The organism is Streptomyces sp. NPDC050161, assembly GCF_044460025.1.
Classification (GTDB): domain Bacteria; phylum Actinomycetota; class Actinomycetes; order Streptomycetales; family Streptomycetaceae; genus Streptomyces.
Genome location: NZ_JBITJM010000033.1, coordinates 22,377 through 42,626, shown reverse-complemented (window position 1 = coordinate 42,626; position 20,250 = coordinate 22,377). Strand labels below are relative to the sequence as shown.

General features: G+C 69.1%; 19 protein-coding genes and 2 pseudogenes. 9 read left to right on the top strand and 12 right to left on the bottom strand.

The window, feature by feature from the left end:
• Window positions 1-125: 125 nt before the first annotated feature.
• The 3 genes from ACIBK8_RS33605 to ACIBK8_RS33595 form a co-directional block, all read right to left on the bottom strand.
• Entirely contained in the window at window positions 126-791 is a 666-nt protein-coding gene (locus ACIBK8_RS33605; RefSeq protein WP_399046231.1) for a DUF1345 domain-containing protein, read from the bottom strand.
• Between the two features lie 129 nt (window positions 792-920).
• Window positions 921-1,811, bottom strand: a complete 891-nt coding sequence (locus ACIBK8_RS33600; RefSeq protein WP_399046229.1) for an MBL fold metallo-hydrolase — start codon at window positions 1,809-1,811, stop codon at window positions 921-923.
• A gap of 138 nt (window positions 1,812-1,949) precedes the next feature.
• On the bottom strand, window positions 1,950-2,165 hold the full coding sequence (locus ACIBK8_RS33595; protein WP_399046227.1) for a hypothetical protein: 216 nt from the start codon (window positions 2,163-2,165) through the stop codon (window positions 1,950-1,952).
• 195 nt (window positions 2,166-2,360) lie between these two features.
• Here ACIBK8_RS33595 and ACIBK8_RS33590 point away from each other — a divergent pair, with 195 nt between their 5' ends.
• Window positions 2,361-2,978: a TetR/AcrR family transcriptional regulator gene (locus ACIBK8_RS33590; protein WP_399046225.1), complete on the top strand. Its 618-nt coding sequence runs from the start codon at window positions 2,361-2,363 to the stop codon at window positions 2,976-2,978.
• A 105-nt stretch (window positions 2,979-3,083) separates the two neighbouring features.
• Here ACIBK8_RS33590 and ACIBK8_RS33585 read toward each other — a convergent pair whose 3' ends face one another.
• Entirely contained in the window at window positions 3,084-3,533 is a 450-nt protein-coding gene (locus ACIBK8_RS33585; protein ID WP_399046223.1) for a winged helix-turn-helix transcriptional regulator, read from the bottom strand.
• A 105-nt stretch (window positions 3,534-3,638) separates the two neighbouring features.
• Here ACIBK8_RS33585 and ACIBK8_RS33580 point away from each other — a divergent pair.
• From ACIBK8_RS33580 to ACIBK8_RS33565, 4 genes and pseudogenes are all read left to right on the top strand, one after another.
• A pseudogene (locus tag ACIBK8_RS33580) lies at window positions 3,639-3,875 on the top strand (polysaccharide deacetylase family protein); the annotation flags it as partial.
• A 265-nt stretch (window positions 3,876-4,140) separates the two neighbouring features.
• Window positions 4,141-4,857: an NmrA family NAD(P)-binding protein gene (locus ACIBK8_RS33575; protein ID WP_399046221.1), complete on the top strand. Its 717-nt coding sequence runs from the start codon at window positions 4,141-4,143 to the stop codon at window positions 4,855-4,857.
• On the top strand, window positions 4,854-5,015 hold the full coding sequence (locus ACIBK8_RS33570) for a hypothetical protein (RefSeq protein ID WP_399046220.1): 162 nt from the start codon (window positions 4,854-4,856) through the stop codon (window positions 5,013-5,015). Before ACIBK8_RS33575 ends, ACIBK8_RS33570 begins: the two co-directional genes overlap by 4 nt.
• A 369-nt stretch (window positions 5,016-5,384) precedes the next feature.
• Window positions 5,385-6,551 (top strand): cytochrome P450, encoded by a 1,167-nt coding sequence (locus tag ACIBK8_RS33565; protein ID WP_399046218.1) that lies wholly within the window; start codon window positions 5,385-5,387, stop codon window positions 6,549-6,551.
• A gap of 676 nt (window positions 6,552-7,227) precedes the next feature.
• Here ACIBK8_RS33565 and ACIBK8_RS33560 read toward each other — a convergent pair.
• Window positions 7,228-8,013 carry an alpha/beta fold hydrolase gene (locus ACIBK8_RS33560; protein ID WP_399046217.1) on the bottom strand — a complete coding sequence of 262 codons (786 nt, stop codon included), beginning with the start codon at window positions 8,011-8,013 and terminating at the stop codon, window positions 7,228-7,230.
• 513 nt (window positions 8,014-8,526) lie between these two features.
• Between ACIBK8_RS33560 and ACIBK8_RS33555 the strand changes: the two genes are divergently transcribed.
• Window positions 8,527-10,017 (top strand): carboxylesterase/lipase family protein, encoded by a 1,491-nt coding sequence (locus ACIBK8_RS33555; RefSeq protein WP_399046215.1) that lies wholly within the window; start codon window positions 8,527-8,529, stop codon window positions 10,015-10,017.
• Between the two features lie 82 nt (window positions 10,018-10,099).
• On the opposite strand, the gene ACIBK8_RS33550 is transcribed toward ACIBK8_RS33555, so the two are convergent.
• The gene (locus ACIBK8_RS33550; RefSeq protein ID WP_399046214.1) at window positions 10,100-11,317 is read right to left on the bottom strand and encodes a glycosyltransferase; all 1,218 of its coding nucleotides are present in this window, start codon (window positions 11,315-11,317) and stop codon (window positions 10,100-10,102) included.
• 594 nt (window positions 11,318-11,911) lie between these two features.
• On the opposite strand from ACIBK8_RS33550, the gene ACIBK8_RS33545 reads away from it, so the two are divergent.
• Window positions 11,912-12,496 (top strand): hypothetical protein, encoded by a 585-nt coding sequence (locus tag ACIBK8_RS33545; RefSeq protein ID WP_399046212.1) that lies wholly within the window; start codon window positions 11,912-11,914, stop codon window positions 12,494-12,496.
• A gap of 908 nt (window positions 12,497-13,404) precedes the next feature.
• Here the strand turns inward: ACIBK8_RS33545 and ACIBK8_RS33540 are convergent.
• Window positions 13,405-14,451, bottom strand: a complete 1,047-nt coding sequence (locus ACIBK8_RS33540) for a lysozyme (protein ID WP_399046210.1) — start codon at window positions 14,449-14,451, stop codon at window positions 13,405-13,407.
• Window positions 14,452-14,718: 267 nt separating this feature from the next.
• On the opposite strand from ACIBK8_RS33540, the pseudogene ACIBK8_RS33535 reads away from it, so the two are divergent.
• Together ACIBK8_RS33535 and ACIBK8_RS33530 are read left to right on the top strand one after the other, a co-directional pair.
• Window positions 14,719-14,988: pseudogene (locus ACIBK8_RS33535) on the top strand (transposase family protein); the annotation flags it as partial.
• 118 nt (window positions 14,989-15,106) lie between these two features.
• Window positions 15,107-15,403 (top strand): barstar family protein, encoded by a 297-nt coding sequence (locus ACIBK8_RS33530; protein WP_399046208.1) that lies wholly within the window; start codon window positions 15,107-15,109, stop codon window positions 15,401-15,403.
• 385 nt (window positions 15,404-15,788) lie between these two features.
• On the opposite strand, the gene ACIBK8_RS33525 is transcribed toward ACIBK8_RS33530, so the two are convergent.
• From ACIBK8_RS33525 to ACIBK8_RS33505, 5 genes are all read right to left on the bottom strand, one after another.
• On the bottom strand, window positions 15,789-16,361 hold the full coding sequence (locus ACIBK8_RS33525; protein ID WP_399046206.1) for a GNAT family N-acetyltransferase: 573 nt from the start codon (window positions 16,359-16,361) through the stop codon (window positions 15,789-15,791).
• Between the two features lie 184 nt (window positions 16,362-16,545).
• On the bottom strand, window positions 16,546-17,568 hold the full coding sequence (locus tag ACIBK8_RS33520) for a DUF6207 family protein (RefSeq protein WP_399046204.1): 1,023 nt from the start codon (window positions 17,566-17,568) through the stop codon (window positions 16,546-16,548).
• Window positions 17,568-18,467: an XRE family transcriptional regulator gene (locus ACIBK8_RS33515; protein WP_399046202.1), complete on the bottom strand. Its 900-nt coding sequence runs from the start codon at window positions 18,465-18,467 to the stop codon at window positions 17,568-17,570. Before ACIBK8_RS33515 ends, ACIBK8_RS33520 begins: the two co-directional genes overlap by 1 nt.
• Complete coding sequence (locus ACIBK8_RS33510) at window positions 18,464-18,700, bottom strand: hypothetical protein (protein WP_399046200.1); 237 nt, start codon at window positions 18,698-18,700, stop codon at window positions 18,464-18,466. The genes ACIBK8_RS33515 and ACIBK8_RS33510 overlap by 4 nt, the downstream gene beginning before the upstream one ends.
• Window positions 18,701-19,136: 436 nt before the next feature.
• Complete coding sequence (locus tag ACIBK8_RS33505) at window positions 19,137-20,024, bottom strand: formyltransferase family protein (protein ID WP_399046198.1); 888 nt, start codon at window positions 20,022-20,024, stop codon at window positions 19,137-19,139.
• Between the last annotated feature and the right edge of the window lie 226 nt (window positions 20,025-20,250).

Here is a 20,250-nt window from a genome sequence, read left to right as displayed (position 1 = left end):
GCCGCTGGCCGAGGATCATCCGGTCATTGCCCGCCTGCGCCGCGACAACGGCTGGGTCACGTCTGCTGAGCAGCGGGAACAAGCGCGGGCATGCCGTGTGGCACCGCATCGTTTTCGCCGGTGGGCTAACGGCGGTCCAGCGCGGCTACCAGGCTTGCGACCGTGACGGTGTTGAAGACGAAGGCGATGACCGTATTCGCCGCCACGGTCCGTCGCATGTCCCGTGAGGTCACGTTGACGTCGGTGGTGCCGAACGTCGTCATCGCGGCCAAGGCGAAGTAGACGTAGTCGGCCCAGGCCGGGACCTGCTCTCCGGGGAAGTCGAGTGCCCGCTCGTTCTCCACGAGGTTGTCGGCCTGGAAGGTGACGGCGAAGGCCACGACCACGCAGATCCAGGCGACGACGACCAGAGCGAGAGCCACCAGCGTGCGCGGGAGGACGGAGAACGTGGTGCTGAGGTGGCCGGGAAGCCACAACACCGCCACCACCAGCGCGGCAGCCGCGATGAAGAGCGACGCCCCGGGCCCGGGTGCGGTCCCGAAGATGTAGCGCTGGAGGAACGTGCCGCGAGCTTCGCGATGCGCCCACGAACGGACCTGCTCCGGAACCACGCACAAGAAGGCGGTCAAGGTGAGGGCGAGGTAGGGAAGCAGGTAGGCGAAGAGAACGAGTACGCCGACATCTGCTGCCGAAAGCTGCACCACGCTGTCGTTGGGAAGGACGGCTGCCGCGCACACCGCGATGACCAGGCTCACCGCCGATCGGCGCCGTTCGGAAAGCCAGTGGTGCACGGACGAGCCTCTCCGGACGGTCGGTCATCGTGGTGACGGGCGACGCTGGACGGGCGGATCCCGGCCGATGTTACGAGCACTCCGGCTCGTCGTCGTGGTGGCGGGACCGCGGCGCGTCCGGCGCGCGTGCTACGTCGCGCGGAACCGTCCGGGCTCGACCTCCGTGACCAGACCTCTGCCGGTCAACCGGGCCAGGTGTTGCGCCGCCGTCCGCCGCTCGACCGGCTCCACGTGCGCACCTTCGACGTGCGGCCGGTAAACGAGCCGGTGCTCGCCGATCTCCGCGACGGTCCGCGGCTCGCCAAGGAGCGCCAGGAGCGCCGCGTCCCGCTTCTCCATCACCCCGGCGAAGTCGTCGAGCCGCCTGCGGAATTCCGTGGCGCCCTCGATCACACCCTTCTGATGGGACGTGCCGTACCAACGGGCGTCGGTCTCCCGGCACCGGCGCAAGGACGCCTCGAAGTCCATGAGATCGCTGCCGACGTCCCCGTAGTAGGGGCCGAATGACGTCAGGTCGATGTCCGCCACGAACAGGAAACCGTCCGGCTCGATCAGGAAGCCGCAGTGGCCCGCGGTATGGCCGGGGAGGTGCACGACGGTCACGGTGCGCCCGCCGAGGTCGAACACGGCGCCGTCGGTGAACCCCTTCGCATCCGGACGGCTTTGGACATGGAACCGTTCCCGCAGCATCCGCTCGGCGCGGTCGGCGGCGTCGGGCGGGAGGCCGAACCCGGCGACCATGACGTCGCGGGACCGCAGTGCGGCGAGGTCACCCTCGTGGACATGGACGGGCACCTCGTAGCTGCCGAGTCCGGCGATGTGGTCCTCGTGTGCGTGGCTCACCAGGACCACGTCCGCGGGTGGCGCCGATGCGACGAGCGACAGCGACGGATCGACGACCAGCGTGGCGTCGGTGCCGCGCACGAGCAGGGAATTACCGAACGGGTAGGCGCCCCGCTCGCCGCCGACGAGCACGGTGACCCCGCCGTACTCCGCTTCCGTGTATCCCGTGGTGGTCATGGTCCTCACTCCTTCGTCCGCGGCCTGCGGTGTACGGGTCAACCTGCGGTGTACGGGTCAAACGGGTGCGCGTCGCGCAGAGCCGGGTAACGGTCAGGAATGCACTCGTCCTTGACTCCTTGACCCGGGCGAACTCCTTCATGCCGTCCCGGAGACGGTATGGAACGTGGTCAGCTTCGCCATCTCCTCGACGAAGAGAACGCCGTTGCGGGCGAGTTCGGCGTCGATGTCCGGCAGGCGCGGCAGTACGCCACCGCCGTGGAGGGGTTCGGCCGGGTCGCCGGGGTTGGCGAAGGTGGTGCCGTCGTACTGGGTGCCGTGGCGGGAACCGCGGATGGTCTGCGACGAGTTCACTTTCGGGAGTGCCTGGAAGCTGATCCCTCACTGACTCCTGCATGGGCGTTCCTCCCGTAGGGCAGGTGGTGGCAGCACCGTAACGAGCCCTCAGCATTTTCCACAACAGTAGTTACGATAATTATGTGGCAGAATCGCAGGGTGTCCGACAACCCGACGCGACAAGCGAACGACGATGGTGGAACCGGGCCGGCCGTGCGGCGAGGCCGCCCGACGGGCGACCGTGCGGCGAAACGGGCCGAGCTGCTGAAGGCGGCGGCCTCGGTGATCGCGCAGGAGGGCTACGCCAACACCTCACTGCGCAAGGTGGCCCACCGCGCGGGATGCACGACCGGGGCGGTGACGTACTACTTCGCGAACAAGGAGGAACTGGTCACCGCGTTGGCCGAGAACCGGTTCGACGGCTTCGACGCCATGCTCACGGCCGGCCGGGGCCAACCCGACGTCAGGGCGATCCTGGAGCGGTGGCTGTTGCGGACCACGGACGATCCCGAGTTCTGGCCCGTGATGTCCCAACTGCTCGTCCACGCACGGTACGAACCGGCCTTCGCCGCCGTCATCGAGCAGCGCTACGCCCGCCACCGCGACGCGCTCGCCTCACTCCTCACAACCGGGCAGGCGCAGGGGACCATCCGCGACGACATCCCCGCCGACCTGCTCGCCGACCAACTCGGCGCCATCGGCGACGGCTGGATGATGATGTTCCCCATCGAGCCGGAGAGGTTCACACCGACCCGGGTCCAGGCCCTCCTCGACGCCGCCATCACCTTGATCGCTCCACCTCCGGGCGCCCGCCATGCGTCCGGCTCGTAAGTGACGGGCCCGCTGCCCGCCATCTGCCCCACGGGCGGCGGATGACGGGCGCCAGTCGGCCGCGATCCTTCGACGGCCTGCCTCTCGTCGCGTGAACGACTGCGGTCAGACGCCGTCGCCGGCCAGGGCGCGAGCGATACCCCGGGCCGCCTCAGCTCCGGTCTCGATGGCGGCATCGATGCCGACTTGGCCCGTTGGGGACTCTTGGTCCGTTTGGGACTCTTGGAATTCCACCACGGCCGCGCCGTGCTCGTGAGCCCACTCGGTCAGCACGGCAATCGGCTTCACCAGCGTCCGGCCCAGGTCTGTCAGCACGTACTCGACCTTCCCGGCCTCGGCGTGGCGGTCGACCAGGCCGTACCCCTGCAACCGCCGCAGCGTCTGGGTCAGCACTTTCCGCGAGATTCCGCCGATCACGTCGACCAGTTCGCCGTGCCTGCACGGTTCCCGGCTCAACGCGAACAGCACGACCACCGCCCACTTGTCGGAGATGATCTCAATCGCCAGCCGAGCCGGGCAGTCGGCGAGGAAGACGCTGCCGGAGTACTCACGCATGCCCCGACGGTAGCCCGCCGCCAGGAACCTGGAGGTACCTACCGCCTGACTAGCGTCCACGGCGGAAGCTACTGAGCATGGGAGCCGAATGCGGGCAGAGACCGAATGGCCGGGCGGGCGGAAGGTCGTCGCGCTGGTCACCGTCGCGTTGGAGCTGTGGCCACCAGGGCACACCCTGAGACCGTCATGACCGTGCACGAGGCGGGGCACGAGATCGCCGCACACTCCTGGGCCCAGGACGTGGTGCCCGCGCTGCTCGATGTCGATGCCGAGCGGACCAATATCCGTCATTGCACTGACATCCTCCGCCGCGTCACCGGCATGCGCCCGACGGGATGGATGAGCCCACGCGCCACCGGTTCGACGCGCACTGACGACCTGCTCGCCGAGGCCGGCTACCGCTGGACCGGCGACCACGGCGACCACGACCTCCCGCAGGTCCTGTCCACCACTCACGGCCCTCTGGTCTCCCTCATGCACAGCGACCACTCCGACGTCCGCGACGCTGCGGCCGGCCCGTACGCCTACCGCGACCTGCACCGTGAGCTACTGGACCAGATGCTCGCCGCCCCGGGCCCAGGCGTCTTCCGCCTGACCGTCCACGCCCATGCCGGAGGCCGACCGCTCCTCGCGGGCATGGTCGGCCCAACACCTGTTGGCCACCGCCGACGCCACCGTCACCGTCCCCACCCGCCACCCGGAGTCCGCCCACGCCACCGAACTCGCCGCCACCGCGCCCGACCACGTGCGACTGGTCCGCTACGGCTCGGCGGCCCTCGACGCCCTGATCGGGCAGGCCGACCGCGTGTTCGCCAACACCGACTTCTTCGCGACGGGCAGCGCCGTGGGCGAGTATCAGCAAGGGCTGCACCTGCTGGCCGCCGCGGAGCGGGCCGGCGTCGAGCGTTTCATCTGGTCCGCGTTGGACAGCGCGGTGTCCCTGACCGGCCAACCCGTCCCGCACTTCGACAGCAAAGCCGCCGTCGCCGCCCACATCGACCTGATGCGGTCGGAGGAAATGCTCCGCAAGGAGACCGACGGCTGGTACACGGACCACGTCTCGGTACTGACCACGGCGCCGTACTTCGAGAACCTGCGGGACCGGCTCACCCCCCGACCGGACAGCCGGGGCGGCCTGACCTTCAGGCTCCCCCTCGGCGCCGCCCCCTACCCGCTCGTCGCTCTCGACGACACCGGCACCGGGGACGCCGAGCCGTCGAGTGACCATCACCAGCTCCACGGTAGGCGTCGCCTACTCCAACGGGCCGGGGGAAGGATGGGCGGGGCCGGCTCTACGTCCCGGCGCACGTCGGCTTCAGCGTGATCATTGCCGCGTACTGGGGCAGCGGCCGACTGGACTGGACAGCCGGAGCGACCTGGATCGGTCCCCCGCTCGTCGTGGTGATGGACGTGCGCATGGGCGTGCGGTTCAACGATGCCTGGCCGCTGCCGAGTTACTTCCCTCCGGCGTGGCTGGTGTGACTCGTATTCTGCGTCCTCGGTCTGGCGTCCCTCCCCTTCACCTACCGCATCTGGTTCAGCCAGCTCCAGGAGCGAGCGGATGCTTGTCGGATACCGCAGCTTCCCCTGCCGAAGGGACGTCTTGATGTTCCCAGGCCGGCGGTTGCACGAGCGGTCGCGCCCGCCGCTTCGGTGGGACGGCTATCCGGTTCAGCCTCACCCAAACGGGTTCCAGGAGGGCGACGACCTCAGCGGCCACCTTCATCCTTACGGGTGAATTCCCGCTCCCAGGAGCATGGAGCAAGGTCGCCGACGGGTAAGGCCGCAGCAGCATCAGTGGCGATGGCGGATGACCCGACTGATGCCCCTTCGGCTCTGTGGAGGCGTGCGGTGAGCGTGAGGGAGATGCGCCGGTTCCGGCGTGATCCGCTGGCGTACATCGAGGACCGCGCCCGGCGGAGCCCGGCGGAGGTGTTCCGGCTCCCTTGGGGCGCCTGGTGTGTGAGGGACACCGAACTGGCGCTCACGGTGCTGCACGACCCGGTCTTTCACACCGGCGTCTCCACGTTCTTCGGGGACATGCTGCCCTCACGGCCCGCCCAGATCGCCCTCGGCCGCGCCGTCCGGAACGTGATGCGGGCGCACCTGCCCGTCTACCGTCAGTGCCTGGCCGAGGCGGTGGCCGGACTGGGCCCGGTCAGCCAGTGGCCCGATGCGGGACCGTCGCTGGTCTACCGGTGCACGGCGGATGCGTTGCTGCACCCCGACGCGCCGACGGCGTTGCGGCAGCTGATGGCGAAGGCCGTAGCGGGCGGACTGACCGCCCGCCAGCGGTACATGTGGCAGCGGGCACGGGTGGAGATGCTGCGCCCCGGGCTGCTGGCCTCGATCACCGAACATGTGCGGAACCGCCGGGCGGAGGGCTCCGGAGCGGGCGAGCCGCGGGATGTTCTGGACGCGGTGGTCGGAGCCTGCCCCGAGGGGACCACCGACCGGACCGTGACGGACCTGTACGTGCTGCTGTTCCAGTCGATCGTGGGCAACATCGGCTACGCGGTGGCGTGGTCGCTCCTGCTGGCCTGCCTGCACCACCCGCCCGGCCCGCCATGGCCCTGGGCCACGGAGTCGCTGGTGCGCGAGGCCGGACGCCACCGTCCGTTCGTCTGGATGGTCGGCCGGCCTGTCCCCCATGCTCTCGAATTCGGCGGCCAGTCGTTCGCGCCGGGCACGATTCTGTCGGTCAGCCCCTACCTGCTGCACCACGACACGCGCCGCTGGGACCGGCCCGAGCTGTTCCGGCCCGAGCGCTGGAACGAGCCAGGTGGGCAAGGCCCCTACCTGCCCTTCAGTACTGGTCCGTTCACCTGCGCCGGCGCGGCCGTCGCCCACAGCCTGATCACCGAGGCGGTCACCGCCCTGGCACAGGACGCCCACCTGACCATCAGCGGCGGCGATGCCCGGCCCCTGGTGTCCGGCTCCGTCCACCCTCGCCCCTTCGTCCTTCGGCGCACCCACAAGCCCCCCCGTCACCCCACGCTCATGAAGGGAGGTGAATGACATGATCGCTGCCATCCGACGCATCCTCAGGAACAAGCCCGCCAGTTACTGGGATCCGCCCGTCTGGCTCTAGTGGTCCCGATCGTCCACGCCGGTCCGCACTCCGTGGCCAACGGCGTGCGGGCCGTCTCCCCAACTCCGTGAGGCCCGACCCCGCTACTGGCGAGGCGGCCCAACGCCGGTACGCGGACGAACTCAGCGACATGGCGCTCGCCTACCTCCTCACTCCCGACCATGGCCGCACCGCTCACTGTTGAGGCGTCGAGGGAGCCAAGGGCGCTCTGTACCGTCGACGGGCCCGTGCCGTGCTCTTTCTGTTTCCGTTGCGCCCGCCCGTTTCCGATGCGCCCGACTCAGGTCACCGTGGGAGCCGGGCGGTCTTCATCCACTGTCGGAGATCGCCTACCGGTGCGGCTACAGCAGTCAGGCCCACCTCAATCGCGGCTTCCGCGCGCCGGCCGACTGCCCCGCCCGCTTCCTCGCCCGCCACGCGCTCGGCCGGCAGGACGCCAGGCCGCACTCCCACCAGCGTCCCGTCAAGACGATCGCCGTCACCGATGGCGCGTGGTCACGACCGCGGTACGCATGGCTGCTCGATGCAACTTCCCGCATCCTGGCCAGTGAGCACGGCGCACCGGCAGGACCTTGTCCGGGGTGGCGAAGCGCTTGGCGTCGGCTATCCCCACAGTTCGCGCAGGGCGGCGTTGACGGTGGCGGGCTGCTGGGTGTGCGGGTAGTAGCCGGGTACGCGTAGGAGTTGGGCGCCGGCTGTGTCGGCGACGGCCACGGCGCAGGCGATCAGTGGTTCGCCCGCGTAGGTGCGGTACGGCTCCGGCGCGTCCTGCCAGGTCCCGCAGATCACCAGCGTGGGCCACGGAGCGGTCCGCAACGGTGTCAGCGGCACGGTCGCCTCCCATACCGGGCGTTCGCGCATCGAGGTGGCCACGGCGCGCAGGCGCTGAGGGGTGGGGTCGGGCATGGCCATCCCGAGGCCCTGTGTGGAGGCGCGCAGGTACTGCTCCGGCGTCACCGAATCCGGCACACTCGCGTTGCCTCGCACCCGGTGCAACATGGCCTCGACCACAGGGTGTTCGGCAGCTGCGGAGAACGCGGCGGGCTGGATCAGCGTGAGGGAGCGCACGAGGTCGGGACGGCGCCCGGCCGCGAGCATGGCGGCCAGACCGCCGTTGCCGTGGCCCACCAGGTGCGCGCCGCTGTCCAGCCGTGCCAGCAGTTCCACCAGGTCGTCGGCGTCGGTGTCGAAGTCGCTGCGGCCGGTGTCGGGGCTGTGGCCGTAGCCGCGACGGTCCACCAGCAGCAGGCGGTTGCGGTCGGCCAACGGCCGCTGGGCCGCGAAGCCGTACGCCTCGTCGCTGCCCCACGTAAAGATGTTGTGCACGAAGACCGCGGGAACTCCCTGCCCGCCGGTCTCGTCCCACACCGTCATGTGCAGCGCGGTCATCAGGGGTCTCCCCTTCCCGTTCCGGTGTGCCGTTCCGGCGTCCTGCTCCTGGATACGGGCCCGTCGTGGGTGGTCGCTCGGCGTCGGCCTCGCGCGTGATTCGCAGGCCGTCGGGGAGCGTGTGGACACGTGTGGACAGCGGTGACGATGCGATCACATCACGCGGGCAATCCGTCAGCCAAGGCACCCGGCCTGGCCAACTCTCACGGACGATGAACCAGCTCTCCGCGGCCGAAGGCGTTGTCAAGTGCAGGTGTTGTGCTGCTCGTTGATGCGATCGGTCCGTGAGAGATCCGTGAGAGGTCCGTGGGTAGGGACGATCCGGCCGGCCGTCCAGTTCGTCGCCTGTCCGGCCGGCTCCGGGGCGTGGCCGCGTGCGTGGCTGATCCTGATGGGGGCAGCTCTGGAGGGAGGGGAAGGAGCGGGGGTTGCTGTTCTCTGAAGGTGGTGGCGGCCGAGGGGCTGGTCGTCGCCGAATGGTCTGCCGATGCCTGCTGAGGGGAAGGAAGTGGCATGTCCGAACAGCCACGGGTGTGTACTGCGGAGGGTGTGGTCGAGGGGCGCCGGCGGCGGGGGCATGCGGTGTTCCGGGGCATTCCCTACGCCCAACCGCCAGTAGGCGCGCTCCGCTTCGCGGCACCCGCCCGACCTCGGCGCTGGGAGGGGACACGGCAGGCGGTGGAGTTCGGGCCCGCGGCGCCGCAGTCCGTGCCGGTTCACGCGAGTCCGGCGGAGGGCACGGATTGGCTGACGCTCAACGTCTGCACTCCGGATCCGGGCGCGGCGGGGCTGCCGGTGCTGGTGTGGATCCCCGGCGGCGGCTACATGGCGGCGGCGTCGAGCGACCCGATGTACGACCCGACGGCGCTGGCCGGGGCGGGGATCGTCGTGGTGAGCATCAACTACCGGGTGGGCGCGGAGGGTTTCGCCCTCTTCGAAGGCGCTCCACCCAACCGCGGCTTCCTTGACCAGATCGCGGCGTTGCACTGGGTGCGGCGGAACATCGCCTTCTTCGGAGGAGACCCCGATCTGGTCACCGTGGCCGGGCAGTCCGCGGGGGCGGGGTCGATCGCCGCCTTGCTGACGATGAAGCCGGTGCGCGGCCTGTTCCGACGGGCCATCACGCACTCGGTGCCGGGATTCCACTGCACCCGCGCCCTGGCAGAGCAGGTCGCCACCGTGCTCGCGGAACGGCTCGGCACGGCCCCCACCGTCGCGGCCCTCTCCGAGGTCACCCCCCAACGCCTGGCTGAAGAGGTCACCTCCCTGTGCGTCGACCTCCCTCAGTACCAGCAGCGCTGGGGACGGCTCGCCCAGCTCGGTATCGCCGTCTGCCCCGTGGTCGACGGCGAGGTCCTCTCCGAAACGCCCTGGACCGCGCTGACCAGTGGCCGCGCGAGCGGAATCGACCTCCTCGCCGGCCATACCCGCGATGAATTCCGGCTGTTCAGCGTCATGACCGGACGGCGTGGCACGTTCACCGAACAGGACACCCGCACCGCCCTGGACCTGTTCGCCCCGGCACCGGACGGTCCGGACGCCTACCGTGCCGCCCACCCGCGGGCCACCCCGGAAGAACTGCTGGAAACGGTGTACTCCGACAGCACCTTCCGGATGCCGTCACTGCTGCTGGCGGAGGCGAACGCGGCGGCCGGCGGCAGCTCGTTCCTCTTCGAGTTGCATCTGCCCGCCCCGGCGCTCGGAGGGATCATGGGCGCCTGCCACAGCCTCGACGTCCCCCTGGCGTTCGGCACGATGGACAGCCCCTCCGGCAAGCAGCTCTTCGGCGACCAGCCCGCTCCCGAGGCCGTAGCGGTGTCGCGTGAACTCCAGCAGGCATGGGCCCGGTTCGTCACCAGCGGCGCCCCCGGATGGGCCGCCTACCATCCCGGCCGGCAGCTCACCCGCGTCCTGGACGCCGAATCAAAGACCCTGCCGTACACCGGGCACACCTCCCGCCGGATCTGGCAGGGCCGCCCTCCCACCCCCTTCGACGTCACGTAGAACCGTCGGGAGCAGGTTCGCAGCGGCTGCTCGCGGAGTGACGTCTTTGAGGCCCGGCCCGGCCCGGCCGGTCCTGCCCCACTCAACCGATGGCGTCACCGACGGCGTCGAACAGCAGGTTCGCGGCCACCGCCGCTCCATCGGTGTGGATCTTGGTGCCCAGAGCCTTTGCCCGCTCCCGGGTCTCGGGCGCCAGGGCCGTCTTGAACGCGACGCTCAGGGACTCGACGGTCGGAGCCGGACCGTCGAGTGCCGCACCGATGTCCAGGTCCGCCACCCGGCCGGCCCAGTACGGGTTGTCCGAGATCTGGGCAGGCAGCACCACTTGCGGCACGCCCGCCCGTGCGGCCGTCACCGTCGTGCCCGCGCCGCCGTGGTGCACCACGGCGGCCACCTTGCCGAACAGACGCTGTTGGTTGACCTCGCTGATGGCGAAGCAGTCGTCTCGATCGTCGATCAGGCCCAGATCCGCCCAGCCGCGGGAGACGAGTGCGCGGTGGCCCTGTGCGCGGAGCGCCTCGATGGCCCCGCGGGCGATGTCCTGCGACAGGCTCATGCTGCCGAAACCCACGTAGACCGGCGGCGCGCCCACCTCCAGGAACGTCACCAAGTCGGCCGGGAGCGGGCGTTCGTCCGCCAGGCTCCACGCGCCCGTCTGGATCACGTCGAGGCCCGGGGTCTCCCGCCACGGTGCCAGGGCCGGGTCCGCCGCCAGCCACGGCTGGTCGGTGAAGACGTGGTCGCGGACGTTGTCCACCGGTGGCAGGCCGAGTGACGCCCGGTGGCCGTTGAGCGTCTCGCCGAATTGCGCGTTCACGTTGTGGACGTCCAGCTCCCACAGCGTCCGGTTGTCGCTCACCTCCGGCTCCGGCCAGCCCGGCCGTGGCGGCGGCGCATGGTGCGGCGACGGCAGGTGTACCGCCGCATAGCTCGCGTATACGTAGCGGATGCCCGCGGCCTCGGCCACGGACCGCGCGGCTATCTGTGCCAGACCGGCCGCCACCAGCGCGTCACATCCGTCGGCCGCCGCGGGGAAGATCTCGAACTGTGCGTCAACCAGCTCGGTCCGGTACCGGGCCAGGTCCGCCGCCGGCGGCAGCGTCGCCCCGCGCATCAACGCCCGCACCGGTGGCCCGACCGGCACCAACTGCACGCCGATACCCGCCAGCCGCTCCACGAACTCCTCGTCCGGCGGGGCGCACATCCGCACCTCCGCGCCGAGCTCCCGTAGCCGCACCGCGAGTGCCACCAGCGGTTCGACATCGCCACGCGTCCCGTATGTCGACAACAGCACCCGCATTCCGCGCCCTCTTTCGTTCCGTCGTCCCATGAGCCCCGGTCCGTGCCGGCTCAGCCTTCGAACGGTCCCCCATCGGCGGCGATGCGTCTGCCGTGGGATATGCGGGCAGCAGTGTACGTCGCGGGCCCATGGACGCCTTGCGGATGAACGTCGTCGGCCCGGAAACGGACGTGGGCCGACGGCAGGACCGCCGGTACGCGCTCAGTGGCAGCCGACCCCGTCCTCCTAAGGGTCAACTCAGCGCCACATACGCCGACTTCTTCCCCCGGAGACAAGACAGCGGCCAGCGTCCGCCGGGCCTCCTCGCGGACAATCTCGTCGATCAACGCGCCGCTCTCGCGTGCAGCCGTCCTCGGTGATTACGGTGAGCGCCCAGCGCGCTTTCCGGCCAACGTTGCAGCGTCGGCCTCGGGCCGCCGTAGCCGACGAGGCGCGCAGGGTTCCCGATCGTCCGCACAACCGGAGAGCCACTCGATGCCCAGATCGTCCGCGCCCGTCCCTGATGTTTCGATCGTCTTGCCCTGCGCCGGATTCGGAACCCGCTTCAGCGCGCCCTACTCGAAGGAACTGCACTCTCTGGCTCCTGGGGTAACTGTGCTCGACCGCAGCCTGGAAGCCGTTGTCGAACTCGCCAAAAGCGGGCTCAACGTGCGGCTGGTCGTGGTGTTCAGGGCACACAAGCTCGACACGGTGAGTTATCTCGCGCGCTACGCTGAATTCTTTCAAATGGTCTTTGTCTACCAAGACGATTCGTTTGAATCGGGCCTCGACGGCGCGATCCGGTCCGCCTTGCCGATGACGCAAGGACCGGTGGCCCTTGTCCTGCCTGACATCGTCATGACCGGCGCGGACAGTACCGGCAGTCTTCTCGCCGCATTCCGACGAATAGGGACGACAGGCTGGAGCGTAGTGGCCACCGAGGAACGGGATCCCGGCACGCTGCAGCAGGTGGGCGCGCTGGCCGTGGTCGAGGAAAACGGCGTAATGACGGTCAGTTCGGCCGTCGAAAAGCCGTCAGATCCTTCGGGCTTCAACGCATTCTGGGGCATGGTGACAGCCACCGAGGAAGAGGCACACCGGTTGCCCGACGTGGTGAGCAAAGGAGCAGACAATCCACTGGCCGGGGCGACCGCTCTCATGGTGGAGGGAATCGTCAACTACAACACCGCCGTTGGATGACTCCAGGCGCCAACGAGCCCATGTTTGAGGGGACTTCCCGCAGCGACAATCGGCTCGTGGGCCTTTGACCCCCGTCGTCCCGTCGTCCCGGCGTAATCGAAGTCGGCGTACAGCAGACGCGTCAGCTCGAAACCGGATCAGCATCGCTACGGGCGAGCGACCGGGCGAGGGGTCGTCTCACGCCCCTGCCCCATGAGCCATCGGGCCGCGCCGGCGGTCTCGGGCCGTACGCCGAAACCGGGCGGCCGGGGTGACGTGACCGCCGGAGCGCGGGCGGCTCAGCGGCTGGAAAAGCCTCCGATGTGGCGCCTTTTGCTGTCAACCGCGGCGACTCATGACCGCGTCATGACAGGCAGGGCGGGGAAGGGAGAAACGGTCGTGCCCGGCGGCGGGCTTTGCCGTACATCGGACCAGAAGCACGTAACAAGGTGGCGTTCCGCGACATCAGCGGTGACGGAAAGGCCGACTACGTCGTCGTCTACGGCGGCGGATCCGTCCGGGCCTGGCTCAACCGGGGCGGCAATATGTAGCGCCCGCACCCGATGAACCCTCCCGGCCGGGGCCTGGCACATACAACTGCCAGACCCCGGCCGGGGCCGTCCTGCCCCCTCTCCCGTGCGAAACGCCACGTCCGTCCTTCACCCGGGCGCGACGACGGCCGCCGCCCCAGCAGATCTGTGCGACCGGATCTTCCAGCCAGGCAAGGGACTTGTCCCGGGCGATGTCATGACACAGCTCCAACACCCGGCGGGATGGCGCCCTCCGTCCTCGGGGCGGGCCGCGGAGCCGTGCCAAACGTCGTCACACCTGGCCCTGCGAGCAGCCGCGCGGCAGAGCTTCACTTGCCGCACGGCCACCGGCAACTGACCTGGAAAGTCAGGCGCACGCCCCTAGGAAACCCTGGGCGGTCAGCCCTTGCTGAGTGCGTCAGTGAAGGCAAACGGCGACTGGGAGACGCCGCTGCACACCGGCGAGGCCGCCGCCTTGGTGGTCCGCGCGGCGTCCATGCCGCGCTTGGCCGCCGCCTTCGCAGCCGAGCCGCACGCCTGGTCGCGGCTGACGGACCAGTGGGACATCCGGCCGACCCCGTTGCTCGCCGCCCAGCTCGCCACCGAGGCGGCGTCGGCCAGGCTGAAGGTGGAGCCGTCGTCGTTCACGCCGATCATCGGGGTAATGCCGAGGTTGGCGTAGGTGTAGCTGGAGTCCACGGACTGCATCTGCGCCAGGGTGGCCTTGCCCGCGCTGATCGCCGCCGCGCCCATGTCGGTGCCGGTGCCCTGCCCGTAGTCCATCGTCATGATGTTGACGTTGTCCAGCTTCACGCCGGCCGTCTTGGCAGCCTTCAGTACGTTGACGCCGTCGGCGGTCAGGCCCGTGGGCAGCACCGGCAACGTCACCGAGGCGGTCAGCCCGGAGTTGTTCGCCTTCAGGTGCTTGATCGCGGTCATCTGCCGGGCCACGCCCGCGGTGTCCGCGACGGCCGCGCCCTCAATGTCGAAGTCCAGGGATGTGGTGCCGTAGGCGGTGATCTCCTTCTGGTAGCCCGCGTCGATCTTGCTCTGATCGGTACAGGTGAAGGCCAGCGGCTCACCGCTTGCTCCACCGGAGGAGATGATCACGCTGGCGCCCTCGGCCTTGGCCTTGGCGATCTTCGGATCGGTGTAGGGGTCATCACCGACAGGGAGCGTGTCACCCCAGATGTTGTTGCAACCGGCGCCGATGGTGAAGGCGGCGGTGTAGATCTTCACACCGTGGCCGGTGATGGCTGTGTCGAGCATGTCCGCGGCGGAGTTGCTCATGTCCACGTACGGGGCGAACTGCCCCGCCGCGTCGAGGCGGGCGGCCGGGCGGATCGTCTGCGGGTACGCGGTACTCGCGCCGGCGGCGGTGATTCCGACGACGGACAAGGCTCCGGCGGCTGCCGTGGCCAGGACTATACGGGTCGGCTTCCTCATCAAGTGTCCGGTCCTTCCGAGGGGGAGGAAGAGAGAAGAGCATGACCGTTCACCGACAAAAAATGGACTAGACCAAAGCTGCCGTCAAGAGCCCGCAGGCCCCAACTACCCATTCTTTGACACTGCTTGGGCATCCATGGAGCACGGGTTGACGGCTCTCCGGGCGGACGTGCCGTCTTCGTGCCTGGTCATCGAGGTGTGTGTGGCCGACGGTGAGTTGGCCGGCCGACTGGCTGGCTGGCTGGTGGCCTCAGGCAACCCCTGGCCGAGCGCTGCCAGGGCGTGACCGTGCTCGGTGACGGGGCCTCCATCAATACCGGCCTCCTCGCCCCGCACCGCAAACGCCCCGGACGTCCCCTGCCGGCAGGCGAGGAAGCGGACAACGCCGAGCACCGACGGGTACGCGCCCGCGTCGAGCACGCCTTCGCCCGCATGAAGAACTGCAAGATCCTCCATGACTGCCGCCAGCGCGGCACCGGCCTCCACCACGCCGTCCAGGCCGTCGCCCACATGCACAACCTCGCCCTGACCGCATGACCAGACCGGACACGAACCCGGCCCTGACCCGACCAGTCACACCCTCCTGCAACACGCTTTAGAGTCCCTCCCTTTGACCGGTGAATGCCTCGTGGTGGGGGCTGGCTAGCCTGCTGCAATGACGAATAGTGAGCTGATCGTTGACCTGCGCGGTCGGCCGATCGAGACACTCGACGACTTCTGGGATGCGGTTGCCGAGCCGTGCGGGCTGCCCGAGTGGTTCGGCCGGAACCTGGACGCGTGGTCGGACACGATCCAGACCCGGGGCATCTCTGAGGTGATCGACAGCCACGACATCCTGATCGTGCACGTCGACCAGAGGGGTCTCTTTGGTGGGGACCGGAGGGAGGCCGGCGTCCTGGCCGGCGTCTTTGACGGTGAGCAGAACCGGCTCGTGATCCATGGGCTGACCTAAGGTGCTGCCCGCAGTGCGTGGCTTCCTCGCGCATGGGGGTTGGGCGCAAGGCGGTAGCGGCCTGGGTACTGGATCAGCTCTATGAGCGGGGCAGCGAGGCAGAATTGTCGCCAGCCGCGCGAGGCGAGAGCGATGCCATGCGCGTTCGCCTGCGGGCTCGGCACCGGCTGGATGAGCCGGAGAGCGAGATCGACCGCGCGATCGATGACCGGCCTTGGCGCTCCGGCCGACATCGACCGGCTTCAACGCCGCATTGTCGCGCTGGAACACGAACTCGCTGACGCGGCCAACGAGTTGGAGGAGCCAGCCGAGGAACTCGAAGCAGCCCGAGCAGCCAACCGCGAAATGAGCCGCGCCCTGAACGTCGGACGAGCTGTCGGACCTCTCAGCGGGCTGGAGTCGGCACGGTCGACGGTTGCCATTCTCGCCTGATCAACCCGAACACCCACGAGTCGGATACCTCGCCGTTCACGACGCAGTCTTCCCGCAACGTCCCTTCACGCACGAATCCGACCTTCTCCAGTACCCGGGCGGATGCCTTGTTGCGCGTATCGGCCTCGGCCTGGACTCGATTCAGGTCCAGTGTGTCGAATGCCCACTGCAGCAAGGCGTGCGCGGCCTCTGTCGCGAAGCCGTGGCCCCACATCGCATCGCCGAGGCAGTAGCCCAACGACGCACTGCGGTAGTCCGGGTTCCATCCGGTCAGACCGCACCAGCCGACGAAGGCACCGTCAGAAGCACGGTCGATGGCCACCCGTGCCCCGGTGCCTTCGTCCGCGATCTTCCGGCACATCGCGATGAAGCGGTCGGCGCGGGCATGTTCGGTCCACGGTGGGGAGTCCCAGTAGCGCATCACGTAGGTGCTGCTGTGCAGCGCGAAGAGGGAGTCCGCGTCGGCTTCGGTGAAGGGCCGCAGTCGCAGGCGAGCGGTGTGCAGTATGGGGGTGGCCAAAGTCATGCGCACCATCTTGTGTCCTCATGGGCGGGCAGAACACCGAATATCCAATCCCGGTCCGGTCACTGATCCTCTGCTCGAACGGATCTCGCCGGACCGCTTGGGGAAAGGGATGAGAGTGGTCACGAACGCCGTGGTCTTCTGGGCACCCTCATCAACACCGGCCTGGAAGGCCGGCGCCACCGGCTCAGGACGGCTGTACAGCTCTGGTTCGGGATTCCTGGAGGGTGGCGCCATGTGGGCGTCGGTCCAGGTAGTAGCGCAGCCGGATGCCGGGGTGGTCCATCTCCCTGATGGTGAGGTCGGCGGTGGCCGTCTTCCAGCAGGCCGCGATCGCTTCCTTGAAGGCGGAGGCGGACTCGTCGTCCACGGCCGCGATTTCGACGAGAACGCGATCCGGCTCCTGCGCGTACGCCTGGGGACGGTCATCCGCGTGAAGATCGAGTGGGGGGCGGTTGGGCAGGGCCGTGGCCGACGGCTCCCTTGGACGGGAGGACCCCGGGGCGGACAAGGTGGTGGCAAGGATGATCTCGATGTGTTCGGCGAAGTGCGGTCCTGGCAGGGGGATTTCGTAGCCGGGGTTACGGGCGTAGCCCGCGGTGACGGCGGCGACGACGTAGTTCATGACGGCGTCGGCCGCCTCGGTGCGTCCGCGGCCCGTGGCAGGGGTGAGGTGGCTGAGGATGCGTAGGGCGGTGGGAATGTCGATGTTGAGGCTGTAGGCCGGGGCGTCGTTGCCGGCAGGGGTGGTGCTGTCGGTGTTCGGCTGGGTGCCGATGCCGGTCTGTTCGCGCCAGAAGGCGGCTGCGTGGCTGTCGCCGAGCGCGAGGTGGTGCAGGTAGAGGCAGTAGGAGGCGGCGGGTTCGCCGGCGCCGGCGGCGTACTGCCACCAAAAGCGTGCGCCGTCTTCGGCGGCGGCGAGTTGGAGGAGGCATCCGAGGATCCAGGCGCCGTGGGGAGCCGGCAGTTGTTCGGTGATGAAGTCGGCGATCTGGCCGGGGGTGGAGTGGCTGACGGCCGCCTCGCACAGGGCGTGGAGGTTCTTCGCGGCGGTGTCGTCGGTCAGATCACGGCCGCAGCTGTCCCACAGTGGTGTCCCGTCGGGTGTGAGGGCGGGGTAGGCGGTGTCTTCGTAGGGGACGGCGTCCGCGGGAATCTGCGGATCGTTCACGAGGAGAGCGCGGGCGAGGAGGCGGTCGATGGCGATCATTACGGGGTGATCACTCCCGGGTTGTCGTGGCGGTAGATGCGTTCCAAGGCCCCTCGGGCGTGGTGGTCCATGGCGTGGGTGATGACCGGGGACAGTCCGACGACGACGGGGATGCTGTCCTGGCTGAAGCCGCACAGGTAGCGCAGGACGGTGACGTCGAGCTGGTCTTCGGGCAGGCGGCCGATGACGTCGAACAGGTCCGCCAGCTCGCCGATCGCTGCGAACCGGTCGGCGAGGTCGTCGCTGTGGGTCTGGGCGACGGTGGTGAACGCCGCGGCGCGCAGGTCGGGGTGCCCGTCGTGGTGGTGGGCGCGCAGCATGACGCGGGAGCGCAGCAGGCGCCAGGCGTGGCGGCGTACGTCGGGGCTGGTGGTGGCTTCGTCCCAGCCGAGCCAGAGGATGTCGAAGACCTCCGCGATGACCCACCGGGCGCGCCGGTCGCTCTGGAGGAAGGCGTGGGCGTAGGCCGTGTAGGGCCGGCGCATGTCCTCGGTGAAGCCCTGATGGGGCAGTGGCGGTTCTTCCGGTTGCAACGGCTGGACCTCGTGTATGCGGTTTTCGATCCAGGTGGTGTCCTTGTCCGCTTCTCGGGCGGCAGCGGTCCACAGCCGGCGTAGCGGCCAGATGGGGATGTCCAGGGCACGGACGACGCTGTAGGTGATCTCCCAGCCCGGGTAGTAGCCCTTGCCGCGCAGGAGTTCGGAGATGCGGGTCTTGGAGTACCCGGAGCGGTTGACGAGGTCGTCGAGGGTGAGGCCGCTGGCGCGGAGCCGGTTGCGGACCGGTTCCAGCCACGCGCGGTGGGAGGCGCCGGCCTTCTTCGAGATCGACTCCGGTTTACGGCCGCGCCTGCTCGGCGGCTCTCCGCTGGGCTGCTGCGGCACGGAGGACGGTGTCATCGATGCGACTCCTCACGCCCGGCGGCGCCGACTGCGGCAGCGGGCGAGCGGCCCGCCGCGACGTCGCGTCGAGTCTCCGTGCCGTTGAGCGCGGCGGCGATCTGCTGCACCAGCATCCCGAGCGAGGGCAGCAGCGCGGCCATGGCCGTGAGCTGCCCCAGTGCGGTCATCACCGTGCTCCACGCGAAGACCGTCACCAGCACGGCGGCGGTCCATATCTGCTTTCCGGACATCGCACCATTTCCCTCAAGTAGACGTGTCTGTAAGGCCCTTCCCGGCGGTGCTGAAGCGCCTGGGAAGAGTGGGATCAGCATGGTCCGCCTGCCGGACGCGACTCAACGTGATCATGGGATTACGGAACAATGGTGTGGCGGCCAACTGCACGGCAGGGCATACGCGTTAGGCACCTCAAGCATCAACGAGGGCCAAATCATGGCCCGATGAAGGCTTTTGATGGCAAAAACGTGCTTCTCCTTGCGGCACTGCGGGCAAGGAGCACCATGGAACGCAGACGCCTCCGAGCGTCGCACCTTCCCGTCTGGAAGGCTTCGCCGTCCCCTCGTGCTGAAGAACGATGGAGGGGACCGCACTGCTCCCGCCCAGTCCTGTGCTGGGCGGGAGCCGCAGCCGTACCTCCGGAAACGGGCAGCAGCACAGCTGGGATCGGGCCTACCTCGGCCAGGCGAAGGGCGAGTTGGGTGTGGTGCGGTGTCCGGGGTGTCGGGAATGGTTGACGACCGGCTCGTGCTCAGGAGCCGGGCCTGTGAAACGGGCGGTCAGGTCGTCGATGTCACGCTGGTCCACGAAGCGGAAGCCGCGGTGTTCGAGGGTGAGGGCTTCGTCGGGGGTCAGTTCCTTGCAATAGCGACGTCCTGCTGAATCCTGCGGCCTGGCGATCGGCCGGCGGCCCGCCGCCAGGTCCGCGAGCGTCTCCAGGAACATCTCGGCCCCCAGCATGTACAGCGTCGGCAGGTGCCACAGGATGGACCGGTCCCGGTCGAAGGTGAGCGCCCGGCTCGCGATCACCGGGCCGCTGTCGATGTCGGCGTCCACCACGTGGAGGGTGCACGTCAGGTCCGGCTCGCCGGCGAGCAGTGTGTGCGCGTACGCGGACAGCCCGGGATAGGCGGGCAGGGCGCCGGAGTGGGTGTTGAAGATGCCCAGCGGCGGCAGCGAGAGCGTCGGCTCCCTGAACAGCCGGCCGAACCGCAGGGAGAGGATCACATCGGGCCGGAAGGCAGCGGCCGTCCGGTGCAGGTCTGCCGCATCGGTCCGGTCGAGCGTGTGGAACGGCACGCCGTACCGACGCGCGAGATGCCCGAACGACAGGAGTTCACCCGGTGGAGCGGGGAGCCCGTCCAGCGGCGCGAGGACCTGCTGCGGCAGCATCTCCCGCTCGAACCAGTCGCTGAGCCGCAAGGGCGAACCCGACGACAGGTCCACCGGCCCCTGGTCGAGCAACGCCACCATGACGGTGTGCTCGTCGAGTCCTTGCAGCAGCCGGTTCAGCGCCACACACGTCACGAGGTCCTTCTCGGCGCACACCATGATTCGCATCGCGACCGTCCTCTCCGTTCAGGCATGGGACGGTCGCTGATTCTCCCTCGTTCCGCCCCGCAACGCCGTGGGTGCCGGTGGTTCCGAGCCCCCCCCCGTGGGCAGACCGATCGCAAGGCGGTTGGGGCAGTTGAGGCAGTTGGAAGCGGAGTGAAGAACGGGACCTGACGAGCCAGGACCTTCCTGGCAGCAACAGCGACGCTGAGCCGTGCTGCGTGCCGCGGCC